The 15,595-nt window shown below is 67.8% G+C and carries 21 protein-coding genes and 1 tRNA gene; 18 read left to right on the forward strand and 4 right to left on the reverse strand.

What is annotated here, in order from left to right:
• Positions 1-122 precede the first annotated feature (122 nt).
• From AB0I15_RS22315 to AB0I15_RS22370, 12 genes are all read left to right on the forward strand, one after another.
• A complete protein-coding gene (locus AB0I15_RS22315) occupies positions 123-536 on the forward strand; it encodes a hypothetical protein (protein WP_358098476.1) in 414 nt (137 codons plus the stop codon).
• 11 nt (positions 537-547) lie between these two features.
• Positions 548-880, forward strand: coding sequence for a hypothetical protein (locus AB0I15_RS22320; RefSeq protein WP_358098479.1), 333 nt, complete (start codon positions 548-550; stop codon positions 878-880).
• A 104-nt stretch (positions 881-984) separates the two neighbouring features.
• Positions 985-1,323: a hypothetical protein gene (locus AB0I15_RS22325; RefSeq protein WP_358098481.1), complete on the forward strand. Its 339-nt coding sequence runs from the start codon at positions 985-987 to the stop codon at positions 1,321-1,323.
• Positions 1,324-1,435: 112 nt separating this feature from the next.
• Positions 1,436-2,152 carry a GntR family transcriptional regulator gene (locus AB0I15_RS22330; RefSeq protein ID WP_358098484.1) on the forward strand — a complete coding sequence of 239 codons (717 nt, stop codon included), beginning with the start codon at positions 1,436-1,438 and terminating at the stop codon, positions 2,150-2,152.
• Positions 2,153-2,271: 119 nt separating this feature from the next.
• The gene (locus AB0I15_RS22335) at positions 2,272-2,688 is read left to right on the forward strand and encodes a plasmid replication, integration and excision activator (RefSeq protein ID WP_358098487.1); all 417 of its coding nucleotides are present in this window, start codon (positions 2,272-2,274) and stop codon (positions 2,686-2,688) included.
• Positions 2,685-3,002 (forward strand): hypothetical protein, encoded by a 318-nt coding sequence (locus tag AB0I15_RS22340; protein ID WP_358098489.1) that lies wholly within the window; start codon positions 2,685-2,687, stop codon positions 3,000-3,002. Before AB0I15_RS22335 ends, AB0I15_RS22340 begins: the two co-directional genes overlap by 4 nt.
• Positions 3,003-3,090: 88 nt before the next feature.
• Positions 3,091-4,515 carry an FtsK/SpoIIIE domain-containing protein gene (locus AB0I15_RS22345; RefSeq protein WP_358098492.1) on the forward strand — a complete coding sequence of 475 codons (1,425 nt, stop codon included), beginning with the start codon at positions 3,091-3,093 and terminating at the stop codon, positions 4,513-4,515.
• Positions 4,515-4,715 carry a hypothetical protein gene (locus AB0I15_RS22350; protein WP_358098495.1) on the forward strand — a complete coding sequence of 67 codons (201 nt, stop codon included), beginning with the start codon at positions 4,515-4,517 and terminating at the stop codon, positions 4,713-4,715. Before AB0I15_RS22345 ends, AB0I15_RS22350 begins: the two co-directional genes overlap by 1 nt.
• A complete protein-coding gene (locus AB0I15_RS22355) occupies positions 4,708-4,860 on the forward strand; it encodes a hypothetical protein (protein WP_358098498.1) in 153 nt (50 codons plus the stop codon). The genes AB0I15_RS22350 and AB0I15_RS22355 overlap by 8 nt, the downstream gene beginning before the upstream one ends.
• A 38-nt stretch (positions 4,861-4,898) precedes the next feature.
• The gene (locus AB0I15_RS22360) at positions 4,899-6,458 is read left to right on the forward strand and encodes a replication initiator (RefSeq protein ID WP_358099191.1); all 1,560 of its coding nucleotides are present in this window, start codon (positions 4,899-4,901) and stop codon (positions 6,456-6,458) included.
• Between the two features lies 1 nt (position 6,459).
• Positions 6,460-6,651, forward strand: a complete 192-nt coding sequence (locus tag AB0I15_RS22365; RefSeq protein WP_358098501.1) for a helix-turn-helix domain-containing protein — start codon at positions 6,460-6,462, stop codon at positions 6,649-6,651.
• The gene (locus AB0I15_RS22370) at positions 6,651-8,000 is read left to right on the forward strand and encodes a tyrosine-type recombinase/integrase (protein WP_358098504.1); all 1,350 of its coding nucleotides are present in this window, start codon (positions 6,651-6,653) and stop codon (positions 7,998-8,000) included. The genes AB0I15_RS22365 and AB0I15_RS22370 overlap by 1 nt, the downstream gene beginning before the upstream one ends.
• 88 nt (positions 8,001-8,088) lie before the next feature.
• On the opposite strand, the gene AB0I15_RS22375 is transcribed toward AB0I15_RS22370, so the two are convergent.
• A tRNA-Ser gene (locus tag AB0I15_RS22375) sits at positions 8,089-8,177 on the reverse strand.
• Between the two features lie 181 nt (positions 8,178-8,358).
• Positions 8,359-8,922, reverse strand: coding sequence for a YceI family protein (locus AB0I15_RS22380; RefSeq protein WP_358098507.1), 564 nt, complete (start codon positions 8,920-8,922; stop codon positions 8,359-8,361).
• Positions 8,923-9,025: 103 nt separating this feature from the next.
• Between AB0I15_RS22380 and AB0I15_RS22385 the strand changes: the two genes are divergently transcribed.
• Positions 9,026-9,514, forward strand: coding sequence for a MarR family transcriptional regulator (locus tag AB0I15_RS22385; RefSeq protein ID WP_358099194.1), 489 nt, complete (start codon positions 9,026-9,028; stop codon positions 9,512-9,514).
• Here the strand turns inward: AB0I15_RS22385 and AB0I15_RS22390 are convergent.
• Entirely contained in the window at positions 9,489-9,977 is a 489-nt protein-coding gene (locus AB0I15_RS22390; RefSeq protein ID WP_358098510.1) for a SigE family RNA polymerase sigma factor, read from the reverse strand. The genes AB0I15_RS22385 and AB0I15_RS22390 overlap by 26 nt on opposite strands.
• Positions 9,978-10,194: 217 nt before the next feature.
• Here AB0I15_RS22390 and AB0I15_RS22395 point away from each other — a divergent pair, with 217 nt between their 5' ends.
• Positions 10,195-11,142, forward strand: coding sequence for a hypothetical protein (locus AB0I15_RS22395; protein ID WP_358098513.1), 948 nt, complete (start codon positions 10,195-10,197; stop codon positions 11,140-11,142).
• A gap of 5 nt (positions 11,143-11,147) precedes the next feature.
• The gene (locus AB0I15_RS22400; protein WP_358098516.1) at positions 11,148-11,939 is read left to right on the forward strand and encodes a MauE/DoxX family redox-associated membrane protein; all 792 of its coding nucleotides are present in this window, start codon (positions 11,148-11,150) and stop codon (positions 11,937-11,939) included.
• Between the two features lie 103 nt (positions 11,940-12,042).
• Here the strand turns inward: AB0I15_RS22400 and AB0I15_RS22405 are convergent, their stop codons facing one another.
• Positions 12,043-13,224: an ATP-binding protein gene (locus AB0I15_RS22405; RefSeq protein ID WP_358098519.1), complete on the reverse strand. Its 1,182-nt coding sequence runs from the start codon at positions 13,222-13,224 to the stop codon at positions 12,043-12,045.
• 220 nt (positions 13,225-13,444) lie between these two features.
• On the opposite strand from AB0I15_RS22405, the gene AB0I15_RS22410 reads away from it, so the two are divergent.
• From AB0I15_RS22410 to AB0I15_RS22420, 3 genes are read left to right on the forward strand one after another with little or no spacing between them, the layout of a single operon-like run.
• Positions 13,445-13,930 carry a SigE family RNA polymerase sigma factor gene (locus AB0I15_RS22410; protein ID WP_358098521.1) on the forward strand — a complete coding sequence of 162 codons (486 nt, stop codon included), beginning with the start codon at positions 13,445-13,447 and terminating at the stop codon, positions 13,928-13,930.
• Positions 13,927-15,114, forward strand: a complete 1,188-nt coding sequence (locus AB0I15_RS22415) for a hypothetical protein (protein ID WP_358098524.1) — start codon at positions 13,927-13,929, stop codon at positions 15,112-15,114. The genes AB0I15_RS22410 and AB0I15_RS22415 overlap by 4 nt, the downstream gene beginning before the upstream one ends.
• Positions 15,115-15,125: 11 nt before the next feature.
• Positions 15,126-15,584, forward strand: coding sequence for a MaoC family dehydratase (locus AB0I15_RS22420; RefSeq protein ID WP_358098527.1), 459 nt, complete (start codon positions 15,126-15,128; stop codon positions 15,582-15,584).
• Positions 15,585-15,595: the final 11 nt, after the last annotated feature.

Raw genomic sequence — 15,595 nt, forward strand, 5'->3', positions numbered from 1 at the left:
TCTGGACCTCCACCTTGTGGGTCCCGGGAATTATGCATTGAGGTATTGGCGAGCCTATATCCCATCGTGGGATACCAGCGTGGGATAGGTCGCAAACGGTATGGCGTCCCATGCTGTCCGGCATGACAACGCCAGTCAGATGCACAGAGTGCGATGGACGCGGCTGGAAGATCGTCACGCGGCGCGGCCACGTGACGGCTTCGGGTTTGGGTCTGGCGGCATCGGCCCAAGAGGATTGCCTGTACTGCCCCGGGCCGGCCGAGACTCCGCAGGAGCGGTTCGAGTGGGAAGTCCGCGTCGCCTCGGAGCAGGGTGAGGCGCTGGGACCATGCGGATCCAGCGCGTTCCAGGCCACGGCAATGGACGAGCTGCGCAAGGCAATGCGAGGCATGCCACGCGACGCCTCCATCCACGGCAGCATCGCGCACAAGGTCTTCGACTTCGGCACGGCCACGGACGGTTGGGCGAGCCGCGATATCTTCCGCGCATTTCTGGATCCGGCAGGGTCCGTACGGTTCGAGCGGGTGGTCAAATGATCTCCGCGATTATGATCACCATCGACCCCTGTCGATCGGCCGAACTCCTTCAAGATGCTTTGCGTCGTGACGGAATCAACGCCGATGTCCATGACGGTTATGGGCTGGCATTGGTATCGGTCTGGGTGGGCCTGGTCGTGTGGTGCGACGGCCATCGTTTTTGGTGGCGTACGGGATGGAATGTCGATCGTCGGCGGGTCGTTTATGCGTGGCATCCGGCGACTGATCCTTTGAAGGCGGCTCACCGCGTCGCCATGCGTTACGCCGAACTCCGTGCTCAGCAACGCGCCAACGGCGTGCGTCCGGCAAGGCGCCACGGACAGCCCTCAGCGGATCCGCAGTGAGCTGGGCGAGTGCCCGCGTCGGGCGTCGGGTAGCGGTCGTCAGTACCTTGCACAGTCATGCCCGCACACGCGCCTACAGAGCGGCGTTGGTGGGGTGTGAAGGCGTGGTGGTGGCTGTGCTGCGTAACGGCACGGTCGCCCTGGTGGCGCTCGACGGTGATTCGTATCTGCTGCCGGAGGGCACACACCGTTGGGCCTTCCACTGGGATGACCTTTACGTGGGCGAACGGGCACGCGAGCCGGATACGCCGGAACCGAAGTACGTGGCGGGCTTCTCCAAACGCGGGCGCAAGGTGGTCCAGCACGCCGTGCTTCCGGGCACGGGAAAGGCCGTGTGCTCATCGCCGGTCAGGCCGCTGCCGTTCTGCCGCTGGTCGATGCCTTTCGCACCCAACGCGCCTCGGGCTTGTCCGCGATGTGTCAGGCTCGTTGGCGATTCCTGATCGGAACGGCATCGCGGTCTCTCTGCGTGTGCCTTGGCGGGGTCCTGACAAGCGCTTCCTCAACCGGTACTGTACTTATGCGCACGAGTGCAAGAGTGAACGGGCGGTTGAGATGAGCATGGACTTCGCCCCACCGAAATACGCCCAGGTGATGCGGGCCATTCAAGAGCGGATCGACTCGGGAGAGTACGCCCCGGGCGACATGCTGCCGTCCGAGACGCAGTTGGTGCGGGAACTGGGCGTTGGCCGTACTACGGTGGTGCGCGCCTTGCAGACGTTGGCCATGCAGGGCTGGATTGAGCGTGAGCACGGGCGGGGCTCTTTCGTGAAGGGGCGTCCGGAGAGTGCGGCGGATCGGGTGCGGCCCAGCCAGACGACCACCGAGCAGGGCGAGAGTCCCGATGCCGTGGTGGAGGTGGGCCGCGTGCCTGCGCCGCAGCATGTGGCGCGCCTGCTGGGTGTCGCCGAACAGACCCCTGTGATCATGCGCAAGCGGGTGGCTCGCCAGGCCGACGTGGTGTCAGCGGTGGAGACGTTCTGGGTGCCGCTGGAACACGCGCTCGGCACCGACCTGGACAGACCCGAACCGCTGCGGCGCGGGATCCGGCAACATCTCCAGGCGGTCAAGCACCTGCGCTTCGATCACATCACTGAGCGGGTGAGCGCGCGTAAGCCGACTAAGGAGGAGGCCGAGCTGCTCGGCTCGTTCAACCCGGTGCTCGGTGTGCTGGCCACCGTGCACGACCCGGCCGGCGCCGTGCTGATGGCGATGAGCCTCGCTCTGCCGGGCAGCCTGCACGAGCTTGAAGATGTCTTCAAGGTGAGCTAACTCTTACCTCACCCCTTCGGCTTAGCCACTTGTGCGGACAAGTTGCGATCGCTTACTCTCAACTTAAGCGGACAAGTGGACGAGCGATCGAAGAGCGCGTCCCGAGTGAGAGGAATCCCATGGCACTCCAAGGCCCCATCCCGATCACCTTCGAGCAGGCGTTCCCGCACGGCTGCTTCCTGGTCGGGCAGGTCGATCAAGTCAAGAACTTCGAGGCGTCCACCGGCGGCAAGACCGTCTACGCCAAGGACAAGACCACTGGCGAGCCGATCTGGCAGGTCCCGGTCATGGACGGCGACACCACCCTCAAGGCTGGCCAGAAGACGGTGGCGGTCAAGATCCTTTCCCCGACGCCGCCCGTCGCGCCGCCCCCGCTGGCGGGTCTGCCGATCGCGCCGGTCGAGTTCACCGGCATGACCGTCACCCCGTACGTCAACCCGGCCGGACGACTGGCCTACTCCTACCGCGCCACCGGCATGCGCCCCGCCCGACCCAAGCAGCAGGCGGCGCCCACCGGTAGGGAGACGGCGGCGTGAGCTCCGGGCCGTACACCTACGTCACGCTGTCGATGCGCCCGGACTCGGCCCCGCACCTGGGCATCTCCTTCCACACGCCCGAACTGCGGGTCAGCTCCGGAATGCTGCTCAGCAACCCCCGCCCGTATCTGGAGCTCAGCTCCCACGAGGCGAACGTGCACATCTCCACCACCGCGGCCGGCCCGGTCACCGACGCCGATTTGGCCACCGCCCGCGAGATCTTCAACGCCGCCGCACGCTACCTGGCCGACTGCGAGGGCCTGTACGCCGAACAGTCGGCCACCACCAAGGACGCCGACAACCCGGCGGCCTGACCTGACAAGGCGGGGCCGCCAGAAGCGGCAACTTCCGGCGGCCCCTTCGGTTCTCCCCTGACTTCCACATCACGAGAGGTTCCAGCTTATGTTCAGGCGGCTTCCCGGTGACCAGGCACGCGACCTGGTCACCACCACGCCCGACACAGCCGTTGTCTTCCGCCCGGCCGTCGTCACCACCCCCGTCATCCTCACCCTGGTCATCCTCGCCGGACGCATCCTGACCGGACTCGTCCGCATGACGTGGCGACACCCCATCGCCATGCTCGTCGCCCTCTCCCCCGGCGCACTGACGCTGCTGTACGGCTGGCGCGTCGCCCTCCTGCTCAGCACGCTAACCCCGGTAGGGCTGATCGCCTGGGCGCTCACCAACCGGGTCTCCTTCGCCCGTCTGGTCGGCTGGCGGTTGCTGGCCTGGTGGCGGCTGGTCTGGGTGTACCGGCGGCACTGGCAACCCGTCATGATCGTCTCCGGGCTCGGACGACACATCCGGGGCCGCGATTACCTGCCCCGGCTCGGCAAGGTCACCTGCACTCCGTGGGCCGACCTGATCAGCGTGCGCATGCTCAAAGGGCAGGCGGTCAAGGACTGGGCCGACCGCATCGACCACCTCACCCAAGGCTTCGGCGCCACCTCCTGTCGAGTCGCGCTGTCGCAGGCGGGGCGGCTCACGCTGACGTTCCCGCGTACCGATCCGCTGGCCGAACCGATCCCGGCCCTTCCGCTGCCCGATGAGCCGAGCGTGGGCGCGGTCGAGGTCGGCAAACAGGAGGACGGGCGGCCATGGCGACTCAAGGTGCACGGCACACACGTCCTCGTCGCCGGCGCCACCGGAGCGGGCAAGGGCTCGATCATCTGGTCCACGATCCGCGGACTCCTCCCCGCCACGCGGGCGGGCGTCGTTGAGCTGTGGGCGCTGGATCCCAAGCTGATGGAGCTGTCCTACGGACGCGCCCTGTTCGGTCCCCGCTACGCCGCCACCCCGGAGGACTGCGCTGACCTGCTCGATAAGGCGGTCCAGGTCATGCAGGAACGGGCGGCGCGTTTCTCCGGACTTCAGCGCTCCCACGTCCCCACCGTCGATGACCCGTTCGTCCTGGTCGTCGTCGACGAAGTGGCATTCCTGACCGCTTACCAGTCCGACAGAGAGCTGAGACGGCGCATCTCCGCCGCACTGGCCACGCTCACCACCCAAGGCCGCGCGGTCGGCGTCGGCGTACTGGCGGCGCTCCAAGACCCCCGCAAGGAGGTCATGAACATCCGCAACCTGTTCCCCGACAAGATCGCCCTCCGCCTCGACGAATCCGAACAGGTGGACATGGTGCTCGGCGACGGCGCACGCGATCGCGGCGCACTGGCCGACCACATCTCCCCTATCCCCGAGCTGGGCGCGGGCGTCGGCTACGTGCGGCTGGAGACCAGCCCCGATCCGATCCGGGTCCGTGCGGCCTACGTCTCCGATACCGACATCCGCGCCATGGCCGGCGCCTTCGCCACTGGTGGTGGCGCGTGATGCGGGTCTGCTTCCACGGCACAGCCGAAGAGATCGCGCTGGTCGCAGGCCGCCCGGTGCTGGTGCTGCTGACCGCACGCGACCTGCCCCGGCTGCGGGTCTTCGAGGTCTTCCACCCACACGTCCTGCGCCACCCCTACCAAGAGCGCTACCGGCTGTGCGCTGACCTGGCCGAGACGGAGGTGGGCGACGGTGCATGAGCTGGCCTACCTCCTCGACGGGCTGCGCTGCTCGGCCTGCCTCGCGGAGAACACGCTCTGGATGGATCTGGCGGCGGGCCTGGTCGAGTGCCGCGCATGCGGCCAAGGTGCCCTCATCGCTCTCGACGGCGGGGAGGAACTGTGACCTACGATCGCTCTCTCCCCCGCGCTGAGCGGCTGCGCATGCCTCGGGCGCGCGATGTCGCTCAAGAGGTGGCCAAGCAGCACGGGGTGTGCATTCGACCCGTCGCGCTCAAGCGGCTCGACACCCACACCGGACAGAGCGAGATCATCGATGTTCCGTGCGGCGCCACCTTGGACGCTGTGTGTCCGCCGTGTGCCAAGCGCAACCGGCAGCTCCGCATGGCCCAATGCCGGGAAGGCTGGCACCTCGACCACGAACCGATCATCACGCCGGACCAGCCGAACGACGAACAGCGCTGGCTGATCGAGTTCCGCGCGGACATGCAAGCCCAACGCGATCAAGCCGACCAGGCCGGCCAGAGCACCACCGACCTGGACGCGGTCATCACCGGACTTGATGAGGAGATCAACGCGGCGGGCATGCGAGGCAACGTGCTTGCTGGTGCTGCGTCCAAGCGCAACCGCTCGACCAGGCGGCGACAGGACGCCCCGGATCTGCCTCAGCGCAAGATGGCGGCCACAACCCTCGGGCGTACCTTCACCGGCTCGGACGGCAAGATCTACCGGCCCTCGCTGTTCGTCACGCTCACCCTGCCGTCGTACGGGAAGATCAAGGACGGGGTGCCGGTCGATCCTGAGACCTACGACTACGCTCGGGCGGCTCGGGACGCGCTGCACTTCGCCAAGCTGGTGGACCGGTTCGTGCAGAACCTGCGCCGTGTGGCGGGCTACGACGTGCAGTACTTCGCCAGCATCGAAGCACAGAGACGGCTCGCCCCGCACCTGCACATGGCCATCCGGGGCACCCTGCCACGCTCGGAGATCAAGCAGATAGCGGCGGCCACCTACCACCAGGTGTGGTGGCCTCTGGCCGACCGGGTGGTGTTCGAGGCCGAGCATCTGCCGGTGTGGGAGCAAGGGACCGGCTATCTCGACCCGAACACGGGGGAGGTTTTGCCCTCCTGGGACGAGGCTCTCGACCGGCTCGACGACGATGAAGACGCCCGGCCCCTCCACGTGATCCGCTTCGGCGAACAGGTGGACGTCAAGGGCGTGCTCGCCGGCACGCCGAACGCCGACCAGTGCATCCGCTACCTGTCCAAGTACTTGACCAAGTCCCTCGGCGAGTCTCTCGGCGGGCAAGCCCAGATGGACCACGCAGCACGCTTCGTCGAAGCTCTTCGATACGAGCCTTGCTCGCCGACGTGTCCGAACTGGCTGCGGTACGGCGTGCAGCCCAAGGGCGCCAAGGCCGGCATGACTCCGGGCCGATGCCGGAGCAAGGCCCACAAGCCCCAACACCTCGGCTACGCGGGCCGTCGTGTCCTGGTCTCCCGCAAGTGGAGCAATAAGACCCTCGCCGAACACAAGCAGGACCGTCGTACCTGGGTCCTGGAAGCCCTCGGCCAGAGTGACCAACCGCCAGACCCCCACCGGTACGTCTGGAAGCCGGTTCCAACCGGAGACGCCAACGTGCCCCCACTGGCCGTCCGGCTTCTGCGCACCGTCGCCGAACGCCAACGCTGGCGCGCCCACATGGCCCAACTCCAAGCCCAAGCAGACGGCCAAGATCTTTCGGCAACTGGAGAGGCGGCCTGACATGGACAAGCTGTTCTACCGTCCGAAGGACGCCGCGACCGTGCTTGGCATAAGCCGAACGGCCGTGTTCCGACTGATCAAGTCGGGTGAACTTCGATCGATCAAGCACAACGGCTACCGGCTCATCCCCGTATCTGCCCTTCTCGACTACGCCCAGGTCCTTGAGGCTCAAGCGTCCAAGGACGTGGCGTGATGGGTGCCAGGAAGCCCAACGGCCGTTCATCCATCTTCCTCGGCAAGGACGGGCTATGGCATGGCTGGGTAACCGTCGGCATCAAGCCGGACGGCTCACCGGATCGCCGCCACCGTAAGGGGAAGACCGAAGCGGAGGTGACACGCAAGGTCCGCGAACTGGAGGGCAATCGGGAAACCGGTCACGTCAGCAAGCCGGGCCGTCCCCCAACGGTCGGGGAGTGGATGACCGAGTTCCTCGATGTCATCTGTGAGCGCTTGGTCCTCTCGGAGAAGATGGCTCCTCGGACGCTGACCGACTACCGCTCCAAGTCGCGAAACTGGATCACACCGCTCCTCGGCAAGCATCGCCTCGACCGCCTCACGCCTGAGCACCTGGACACGGCGTACACGCGAATGCTCGAAGAGGGCTTGTCCACAAGCAGCGTCCTCAAGGTCCACCGCATCCTCTCCCGGGCACTCACAATCGCGGTACGGCGGGGCCGAATCACGCGCAACGTCGCGACGCTGGTCGATGCCCCGTCAGCCACCACGACGGAGATCGAACCGCTCACCAGCGAGGAAGCACGATGCATCCTTCAAGTCGCCAAGACCAGGCGAAACGGCGCTCGTTGGTCGGTCGCCCTGTCGCTCGGCATCCGCCAGGGAGAAGCTCTCGGCCTGCGCTGGTCGTACATCAACTTGGACACCGGCGAGATCAGAGCGTGGTTCCAAATCCAGCGGTCGGAATGGCAGCACGGCTGCGCCGATCTACACGCCTGTGGAGAGAAGTGGCACCGAAAGGCATGCAAGAAGAACTGCAAAGACCACCAGCACACTCGCGACTGCAAGCCGGACTGCAAAAGGCGCGCTCACAGGTGCTACAAGCGTCCGTGCCTGAAAGACTGCACGAGCCACGCGGACAAGTGCCCCAGGCGGACCGGTGGCGGCCTGGTCTTTCGGCAACGTAAGGGCAAGGGCAAGCTCACCCTCCAGTGCCCTCCGGCGCTGCTTGCCCTACTCCGCGCCCACAAGAAGCTCCAGGCCACGGAGCGCTTGAAGGCCGGCGACCGGTGGACGGACCACGATCTCGTCTTCACGACTCAGCACGGCGGCCCGATCGAACGTACAGAGGACTGGAAGCAGTGGAAGTCCATCCTCAAGCAGGCGGGCGTACGAGACGCCCGAGTCCACGACGCGCGCCACACCGCGGCGACCCTGTTGATAGAGCAAGGTGTCAACATCCGCGTCGTCCAAGAGATTCTCGGCCACACTCGGGTCACGACCACAGAGCGCTACACCCACGTGGCCACTCTCCAGATGAAGGACGCCAGCAACCGCATGGACCAGGCTCTCTGGGGCGGGGCCTGACGGCCAACTGCAACCCAAACTGCAACCCTGATGCCCACAGAGATCAAAAAGACCCTCTCCCCATCGAAGGGAGAGGGTCTTTCGCCTGCGGAGGATCGGGGATTTGAACCCCGGATGGTGTTGCCACCAAACCGCATTAGCAGTGCGGCGCCATAGACCTGACTAGGCGAATCCTCCTGGAAGCCACCGCGGCTCAGCACAGCGTACCGGCCTTCTGGCGAGGCGGCAAAGCGATTGCCCGCCCAGCCTTCGTCCAGCCTTCACCAAGAGTTATCAACAGCCTGTGGGTAACTGGCTGTGGATGAAGCCCGCCCAGAGCTAGGGCGGGCTTCAAGGCTGTGGATAACCTGCTGATCGCTCAGGCGGCCGGGTTGGCCTCGCCCTCGATCTCGATCTTGATCTTCTTGCCGACCAGCACGCCACCGGTCTCCAGCGCCTGGTTCCAGGTCAGGCCGAAGTCCTCGCGGTCGAATTCCGTGGTGATCGAGAAGCCCCATACGACCCCGCCCCACGGGTTCGTGCCGGCGCCTCCGTACTCGACCTTGAGCTCGACTTCCTTGGTGACGTCGCGGATCGTGAGGTCGCCGACGACGGTGAACTCGTCGCCCGAGTGGCCCACCACGCGAGTGCTCTTGAAGGTGATCTCGGGGAACTTCTCGGCGGACAGGAAGTCGTCGCTGCGCAGGTGGCCGTCGCGGTCGCCGACGCCCGTGGTGATGCTGGCGGTCTGGATCGTCACCTCGGCGCTGGACTCCAGCGGGTTCTCGGCGACCGTGACCGAGCCGGCGAAGGAATCGAAGTGGCCGCGGACCTTGCTGACCATCATGTGCTTGACGACGAAGCCGATGTTCGTGTGGGCCACGTCGAGGTTGTAGGTGCCGGCGGCCGGGATGGTCAGGGACTCCCAGGTACGGGTGGTCATCGGGGTTCTCCTCAGGAGGTTGCGGTGCGGATGTCTGCGGCAACAAATGTCTACACGAGGAATATTCCGCACGTCAACTATCGTCGGCTAGGGTATGAGCGTGATGAACTTTGACGACCCTCGGCTGACGGCCGTCGGGCTGCTGGCAGAGGTGCATGCCGGACTCATGGGCAGGTTCCAGCCTGTGCTGAGCGCGGCGGGGTTGTCGGAGATCGACTTCGAGACCGTCATCCGGCTGGCCCGCTCACCCCGCCAGAGCCTGCGGATGAGCGATCTGGCCGCTCAGACCGGGCTGTCCACGAGCGGCGTGACGAGGGTGGTCGACCGGCTCGAACGCGAGGGGCTGGTGATCCGCGAGGCGTGCGCCAGCGACCGGCGGGCCTCCTACGCTGTGCTCACCGACGCCGGCCGTGAGCGGCTCGAGTCGGTGCTGCCGCAGCACCTGCGGGACATCGACGACTGCCTCACCGGCCTGCTCGACTCCGACGAGCTGGCGGCGTTCCTCGACAGCCTGCGCAAGATCAGGGACGTCGTACGCCCCTGCGCCACCGCCGGCGCCCACGGCCTCATGGAAGCCCCAACGCGACCCTGAGCTTGGCCATGGCCCGCGACACCGTGCTCTTGACCGTGCCGACGCTGATCCCGAGCGTCTTGGCGATCTCCGGCTCGCTCATGTCCTCGTAGTAGCGCAGGACGATCGCCGCCCTCATCCGCTCAGGAAGCTCCTGCAGCGCCTGCTCGAGGGCCTCGTGGATATCCGAGCAGTGGGCCGCGGGCTCGACCGGCTCGGGAAGCTCGTCCGACGGGTACTCCTCCAGCCTGCGCCGCCGCCACTGCGAGATGTTGATGTTGACCATGGCCCGCCGCACGTACCCGTCCAGCGCCCTGCGGTCCTCGATCCGGTCCCAGGCCAGGTACGTCTTGGTCAGCGCGTTCTGCAGCAGGTCCTCCGCGTCCAGCGGATGCCCGGTGAGCTGGTGGGCCGCGCGCAGCAGTGCGGGACCGCGGGTCATCACGTACTCGCGGAACTCGTCTTCCCACCCAGTGGTGTGCATCGTGGCCAGAATCGCAGCCTGATGCCCATTTGGGCCTGCACCACAATTCAGGTTTCGGCCCGCCGACGATAAAGGTAGGTCAAGGTCGGTGGCGGTTTGTACGCCGCCGGAGGTGAACTACCTCCCTAGGGGATGCGTATTTTGCTCTCTTCTGGGCCCCTACGGCGTAGGCCGCCCCCAAGTCGTGTGAATCTAGTACCCGACGAGGGAGGGGCGGATGGGCTTTCCGAGCGTTGAGCGCCGCAGAGTGCTCGCGGCGGCCGCGCTCGGCCGCGAGTCCGGCGTCCCCGGCCCCGACCCGGGCGACGGTGAGCCCCTGCGCGCGGTCGCCGGCGAGATCCGCGACGTGAGCCCGCACCTGATCATCATCGAGACCCCTCAGGGCGCCGAGGAGCGCCTCGTGATCGCACCGTGGGCCACCGCCTGGCACGGCTCCGAGACCACCCCGGCCGACCTGCCCGTGGGCGCCATGGTGATCATGCGGGCGCTGCGCGACGGGCGCGTGATCGAGCGGATCTGGGCCGACACCACCCGCATCACCGGGACGATCCTGTCGATCGAGGGCCGCCGGGACCTGACGGTCGAGCTCGACTGCGGGCCGCATCGGGGCCACCGCACGATCGTGATCCCCTACCGCGCGACGGGCCGCTTACAGGTACGCCATCCCAAGTTCGAACCCGGCTACCTCTTCGACGCGATCGGCATCAGGCACGACGGGGCCGGCCTGGCCCTGCTGCCGGCCGCCTCGCAACCTCCCTACCTGGCCCGCGCCGTGCCCGCCCCGCCCGCCGCGTACGCCGGGGTCCACGCGCGCATCTCCGGCCCCGCCACCTGGTCCGACACCTTCGACGAGGAAGAGCGCGGCGCGGCCTACCCGATGCTGGAGCGCTCGGACACCGGCTGCCCGCAGGCGGGCGTGTCGTGCACGAACCTGCCCTACCTGGCCGTCGGATCGTTGCTCCAGGTCCGGAATCTCTGCTCCGACCGCTCCGCCAACGTGCCGGTGGTCGCGTGCGGGTGCGTGGCCGGGCGGTTCTGCGACCGGTGCGTCGAGTGCGACACCTCTCCGCGCGGGCGGATCGCGGAGCTGTCGCCGTTCTCGTACGTGGAACTCGGCGGCGACCTGGTCAAAGGGTGTTTCAATGCTCAGATCGGATTGGGGTGACGCTCGTGCTGGAATCGCAGCTCCCGCTCCTGATCGTGCTGCTCCTCCTCGGTACGACGGCCAAAGTGATCACCGTCGGCTCCGGAGGCGAGCCGGGAGCTCTGTCCAGGCTGGGGCCCGCGGTCCTGGTGCCCGACCGCATGCTGGCCCCGGCGCTGCTGGTCTGCGCCGCCGGTGAGCTGGTGCTGGCCACGGGCCTGCTGCTCACCACCCATCCGTTCTTCCGGTGGGGGACGGTCGCCTTCTTCGCGCTGTCCACGTACGTGCTGCTGGAGTTGCGCAGGCGGCGGCCCGACGCGGGCTGCGGCTGCTTCGGCGAGGTGAGCTCGGCGCCGGTCGGGCTGCGCTCGGTCGGCAGGACGGTCGTGCTGACCGGCATGGCCGGCGTGTCGGTGTGGGCTCCGGTGCCGGGGTGGGTCGCGATGACGCAGCCGTCCTGGTACACGGCGGCCGGGATGGCAGTGCTCGCCCTGCTGTCACCGGAGATCGAGGAGATGATCGACCGCGTCCGCTTCCGCGCCCCCTGCGAGCAGCGCCGCGGCCCGGCCGAGTCGGTCACGCTGTCCCGGCTGAGGTCGAGCGGCACCTGGCGGGCCCACCGCGGCGAGCTGGCCTCGACCGAGCCGTACGACAGTTGGCGCGAGCTGTGCTGGCGCTTCTTCGCCTTCCGCAACCACGACGAGGACGACGTCGTCTTCGCCGTCTATCTGAGCGGCCGGCGTCCGGCGGTGCGGATGGCGGTGGTCAGCGCGGAGGACAGCGGGTCTCTGCCGGAATATACGCCAGTATCGGCCTGACGCTAGAGAGCCCTAGATTTCGCTCGACAGGCATGGCGATATAGCTCTATTGGGCTGTCTAGCTTCCCCACTAGACAGCCCAATAGAGGTCTAGGGGCGTCGCTCAAATGGGTTGAGCACGCAGGAACTTGCCGAAGTGCGGCACCGTGAACGCGATCAGGCCGCGCTCGGCGCTGTAGATGAGCCCTTTCTTGATGAGGCTGTCTCGGGCGGGTGAGAGGCTGGACGGCTTTCGCCCGAGAGCGTCGGCCACCTCGGCGGTCGCGACCGGCTCGTCGCCGATCTGCGCCATGGCATGCATGTAGTCGCGCTCGGCCGGGGTGGCCCGCTCGTAGCGGCTGCCGAAGAACCCGACCGCGAGCTCCTCCTCGGCCTCCGGCGCGGAGACCTTCACGTCTTCGATGGTGATCGGGGTGCGCGGTGCGAGGTCCCAGGCGACCTTGCCGTAGGCCTGCACGAAGTAGGGGTAGCCGTCGGCCGCTTCGTAGAGGGCGTCGAGCGCCTCCTGGGTGAACTCCACCTCTTCCTCGCGTGCCGGCAGGATCAGCGCGAGATCGGCCGCCTCCCGGTCGAGCTTGTCGATGCGCGCATAGCGGAAGAGCCGCTCGGAATAGCTCTTGCTGGCCGACAGCACGCTCGGCAGGTGCGGCAGCCCGGCCCCCACCACGATCAGCGGCCCGCCCGACTGCGACAGCTCGTGGCAGGCGGCGCACAGCGCGGAGACGTCGGCGGCCTGCACGTCCTGCATCTCGTCGATGAACAGGGCGATGCCCACGGCCAGGTCGGTGGCCACGCTCGCGGCGTCGACGAACAGCTCGGTGAGGTCGATCTCCAGGTCACCCGAGTCGGCGCGCCCGCGGCTGGCCGGCACCTCGATCCCGGGCGACCAGTGCGAGGTGCCCTTGGCCGCGGCCGGATCGCGCATCGCGAACGCCTTGAGCACGCCGAGGAACTCCTCGATGCGCTCGGGCGCGCGGTGGCGCGGGGCCAGCTCGCGGATCGCCATGTGCAGCGCGGCCGCCACGGGCCGCCGGATCGACTGGTCGGGCCGGGCCTCGATCTTGCCCGTGCCCCACAGCCGCTGCATGGCCATGGACTTGAACGTGTTGAGCAGAACGGTCTTGCCGACGCCCCGCAGGCCGGTGACGACCATGCTGCGCTCGGGACGGCCGCGGGCCACCCGCTCCAGCACGACCTCGAACTGCTGCAGCTCACGGTCGCGCCCGGCCAGCTCCGGCGGACGCTGCCCGGCGCCGGGGGCATAAGGATTGCGCACAGGGTCCACGCTCTCGGACTTTATTGCCGGATATAGCGGCCGTCTTAGATTTGGGAAGAAAGTGCTACGGCGTGTCCGAGCAGGGGCGGGCGCGAGCACCGTCATCGGACACACCCCCTCTCACCAGGCCGAACCCTTGTTCGATTTCAGTACCTACGACTGTAGCGCGGACTCGAACACGCATGCGATGGTTTCGAGTAAAGATCTTTGCAACAGCTGGAGCCCCACCGTGCGTCCAGGGATTGTGGAGTTCGAAGATTTCGTCCGGGCGCGGGGCTCGGCCCTGCTCCGGTACGGCTACGTGCTCACCGGCAACGCCGACGACGCGGCCGATCTGGTGCAGGAGTCGCTGCTCAGACTGAACGACTCCTGGCGTCGGGTGCGCGACAAGGACAACCCGGAGGCGTACGTACGCACGATCATGGCCAGGCAGCACATCAGCTGGTGGCGCCGGCGGCGCAGAGAGCACCTGACGGACGACGTACCGGAGGGCTCCTACACCGATCACCACACGTTCGGCGAGTTGTGGAAGGAACTGGCCACGTTGCCGCGCAGGCAGCGGGTCGTCCTGGTGCTGCGTTACTACGAGGACCTGCCCGACCAGGAGATCGCCGACATCCTCGGCATCACCCGGGGAACCGTGCGCAGCCAGGCGTTCCGCGCGCTCAACACGCTGCGGGTCAAGCCATCGGTGCTCGAAAGGGGACGGGCATGAGGACAGAGGACGAGCTGACGGGCGCGCTGCGCGCGGCGGCCGAGTACGCGCCCGGCGAGCACGGCCTGCTGGAGGGCATCGCGCTGCGCAGGCGCCGCCGGACCAGAAGGCGGGCACGGGCACTGGCGGCGGCGGCCGCGGTGGTCGTGCTGGCGGCGGGGGTGAGGGGCGTCCTCTACCGCGGGGGCGAAGTGGACGCCGTGACCCCAACCGGCCGGCCGACCCCGACGGACCTGCCTCGCGAACCAGGCAAGGCGCTGCCGATGGAGCGGCTCTGGCCGAAGGCGATCTTCACGATGCCCGCCAGGAACTCCGGCGGCCTGCGGTACCTGCCGATCAGGGCCATCAGCCCCACGACGCTGCTGCTGGTCGCCCTGGGGCCGGTCAAGGAGCCCGACAGGCTGGAGGCGTACGACTCCGCCACGGGCAGGGCCCGCGTGATCGCCACGGCGCAGGGGACGGCGGCTTCCGTGTTCTCGAGCGCGGCCACCGACGGCAGCACCGTCGCCTGGTACGCCTTCGGCAAGAAGGGCGCCACTCGCGTCCTCGAGATCTGGACGGTCCCGCTGGCGGGCGGCCAGGCCAGGTTGCTGACCACGCTGACCGGCACGCGCGGTCAGATAGGGCAACTCGCGGTGGACGGCGACCGGGTCGTGTGGTCCGAACGCTCCGGCGGCGTGTGGCACCTGCCCCTGGCCGGCGGCGCCCCGCGACGCCTGCCCGGCGGCGACGGCCTGCACCTGAACTCCTGGCCGTACGCCGGTGACGCGCCCGGCGGCGCCGATACGGGCGACGGCAACCAGAGCAAGGTCGTCGACCTGCTCCGCGGCACGGTGATCGAGGTGAAGGTGCGCAAGGGCACGAAGGGCCTGCGCTGCGGGCCGGCCTGGTGCTTCGGGCGCGGGCCGGACGGCGGGTTCGTCCAGCGCGTCGACGGGACCGGCATCACGGACGTCAAGGGTTTCGGCCATCCGAAGCCGCTGTCCATGGCCCCGGCCTTCGACCGGTTCGTGCCCACGGACGACGGCGTCTACGACATCCGCACCGGCAAGGTGGGCTCGATCGGCAAGAAAAGCGGGTACATCGCCATCGGCTCCGCCAACCCCGGCGGGGTCATCTCCTGGAGAGGCGGTCCTGACACGGTCAAGGTGCTGAACTTGGCAGCCGTCCCGCCCGCCCAATAGCGTTCGGGACCATGCGGACCTTCGCGAACGTACAGGAACTCAAGGCGGCCGTCGGCGAGACGTTCGGCCCCACCGAGTGGCGCACCGTCACTCAGGACCAGGTCAACCTCTTCGCCGACGCCACCGACGACCATCAGTGGATCCACGTGGACGTGGAGCGGGCCAAGGAGGGGCCGTTCGGGGGCACGATCGCGCACGGCTACCTGACCTTGGCGCTGCTGCCGTCGTTCATGATGGAGCTGCTCAGGGTCGACGGCATCGCGATGGGGGTCAACTACGGCCTCAACAAGGTCCGTTTCCCCCGGCCGGTGCCGGTCGGGGCGCGGATCAGGGCCGCGGGCGAGCTCACCGACGTCAAGGGCACCCCGGCGGGCTACCTGTCCAACCTGAAGATGACGATCGAGATCGAGGGCGAGCGACGCCCCGCCTGCATCGCCGAGACGCTCAGCCTGTACGTCCCCGCCCCGTAGGCGTGCAACAG

It is taken from the genome of Nonomuraea sp. NPDC050643 (assembly GCF_040654715.1).
GTDB lineage: Bacteria > Actinomycetota > Actinomycetes > Streptosporangiales > Streptosporangiaceae > Nonomuraea.

Bases quoted from the DNA above. Each gene is read 5' to 3' on its own strand.
- AB0I15_RS22315 (WP_358098476.1), top strand. From the start codon at position 123: ATGACAACGCCAGTCAGATGCACAGAGTGCGATGGACGCGGCTGGAAG.
- AB0I15_RS22320 (WP_358098479.1), top strand. From the start codon at position 548: ATGATCACCATCGACCCCTGTCGATCGGCCGAACTCCTTCAAGATGCT.
- AB0I15_RS22330 (WP_358098484.1), top strand. From the start codon at position 1,436: ATGAGCATGGACTTCGCCCCACCGAAATACGCCCAGGTGATGCGGGCC.
- AB0I15_RS22335 (WP_358098487.1), top strand. From the start codon at position 2,272: ATGGCACTCCAAGGCCCCATCCCGATCACCTTCGAGCAGGCGTTCCCG.
- AB0I15_RS22345 (WP_358098492.1), top strand. From the start codon at position 3,091: ATGTTCAGGCGGCTTCCCGGTGACCAGGCACGCGACCTGGTCACCACC.
- AB0I15_RS22350 (WP_358098495.1), top strand. From the start codon at position 4,515: ATGCGGGTCTGCTTCCACGGCACAGCCGAAGAGATCGCGCTGGTCGCA.
- AB0I15_RS22360 (WP_358099191.1), top strand. From the start codon at position 4,899: ATGCCTCGGGCGCGCGATGTCGCTCAAGAGGTGGCCAAGCAGCACGGG.
- AB0I15_RS22365 (WP_358098501.1), top strand. From the start codon at position 6,460: ATGGACAAGCTGTTCTACCGTCCGAAGGACGCCGCGACCGTGCTTGGC.
- AB0I15_RS22370 (WP_358098504.1), top strand. From the start codon at position 6,651: ATGGGTGCCAGGAAGCCCAACGGCCGTTCATCCATCTTCCTCGGCAAG.
- AB0I15_RS22380 (WP_358098507.1), bottom strand. From the start codon at position 8,922: ATGACCACCCGTACCTGGGAGTCCCTGACCATCCCGGCCGCCGGCACC.
- AB0I15_RS22385 (WP_358099194.1), top strand. From the start codon at position 9,026: ATGAACTTTGACGACCCTCGGCTGACGGCCGTCGGGCTGCTGGCAGAG.
- AB0I15_RS22390 (WP_358098510.1), bottom strand. From the start codon at position 9,977: ATGCACACCACTGGGTGGGAAGACGAGTTCCGCGAGTACGTGATGACC.
- AB0I15_RS22395 (WP_358098513.1), top strand. From the start codon at position 10,195: ATGGGCTTTCCGAGCGTTGAGCGCCGCAGAGTGCTCGCGGCGGCCGCG.
- AB0I15_RS22415 (WP_358098524.1), top strand. From the start codon at position 13,927: ATGAGGACAGAGGACGAGCTGACGGGCGCGCTGCGCGCGGCGGCCGAG.
- AB0I15_RS22420 (WP_358098527.1), top strand. From the start codon at position 15,126: ATGCGGACCTTCGCGAACGTACAGGAACTCAAGGCGGCCGTCGGCGAG.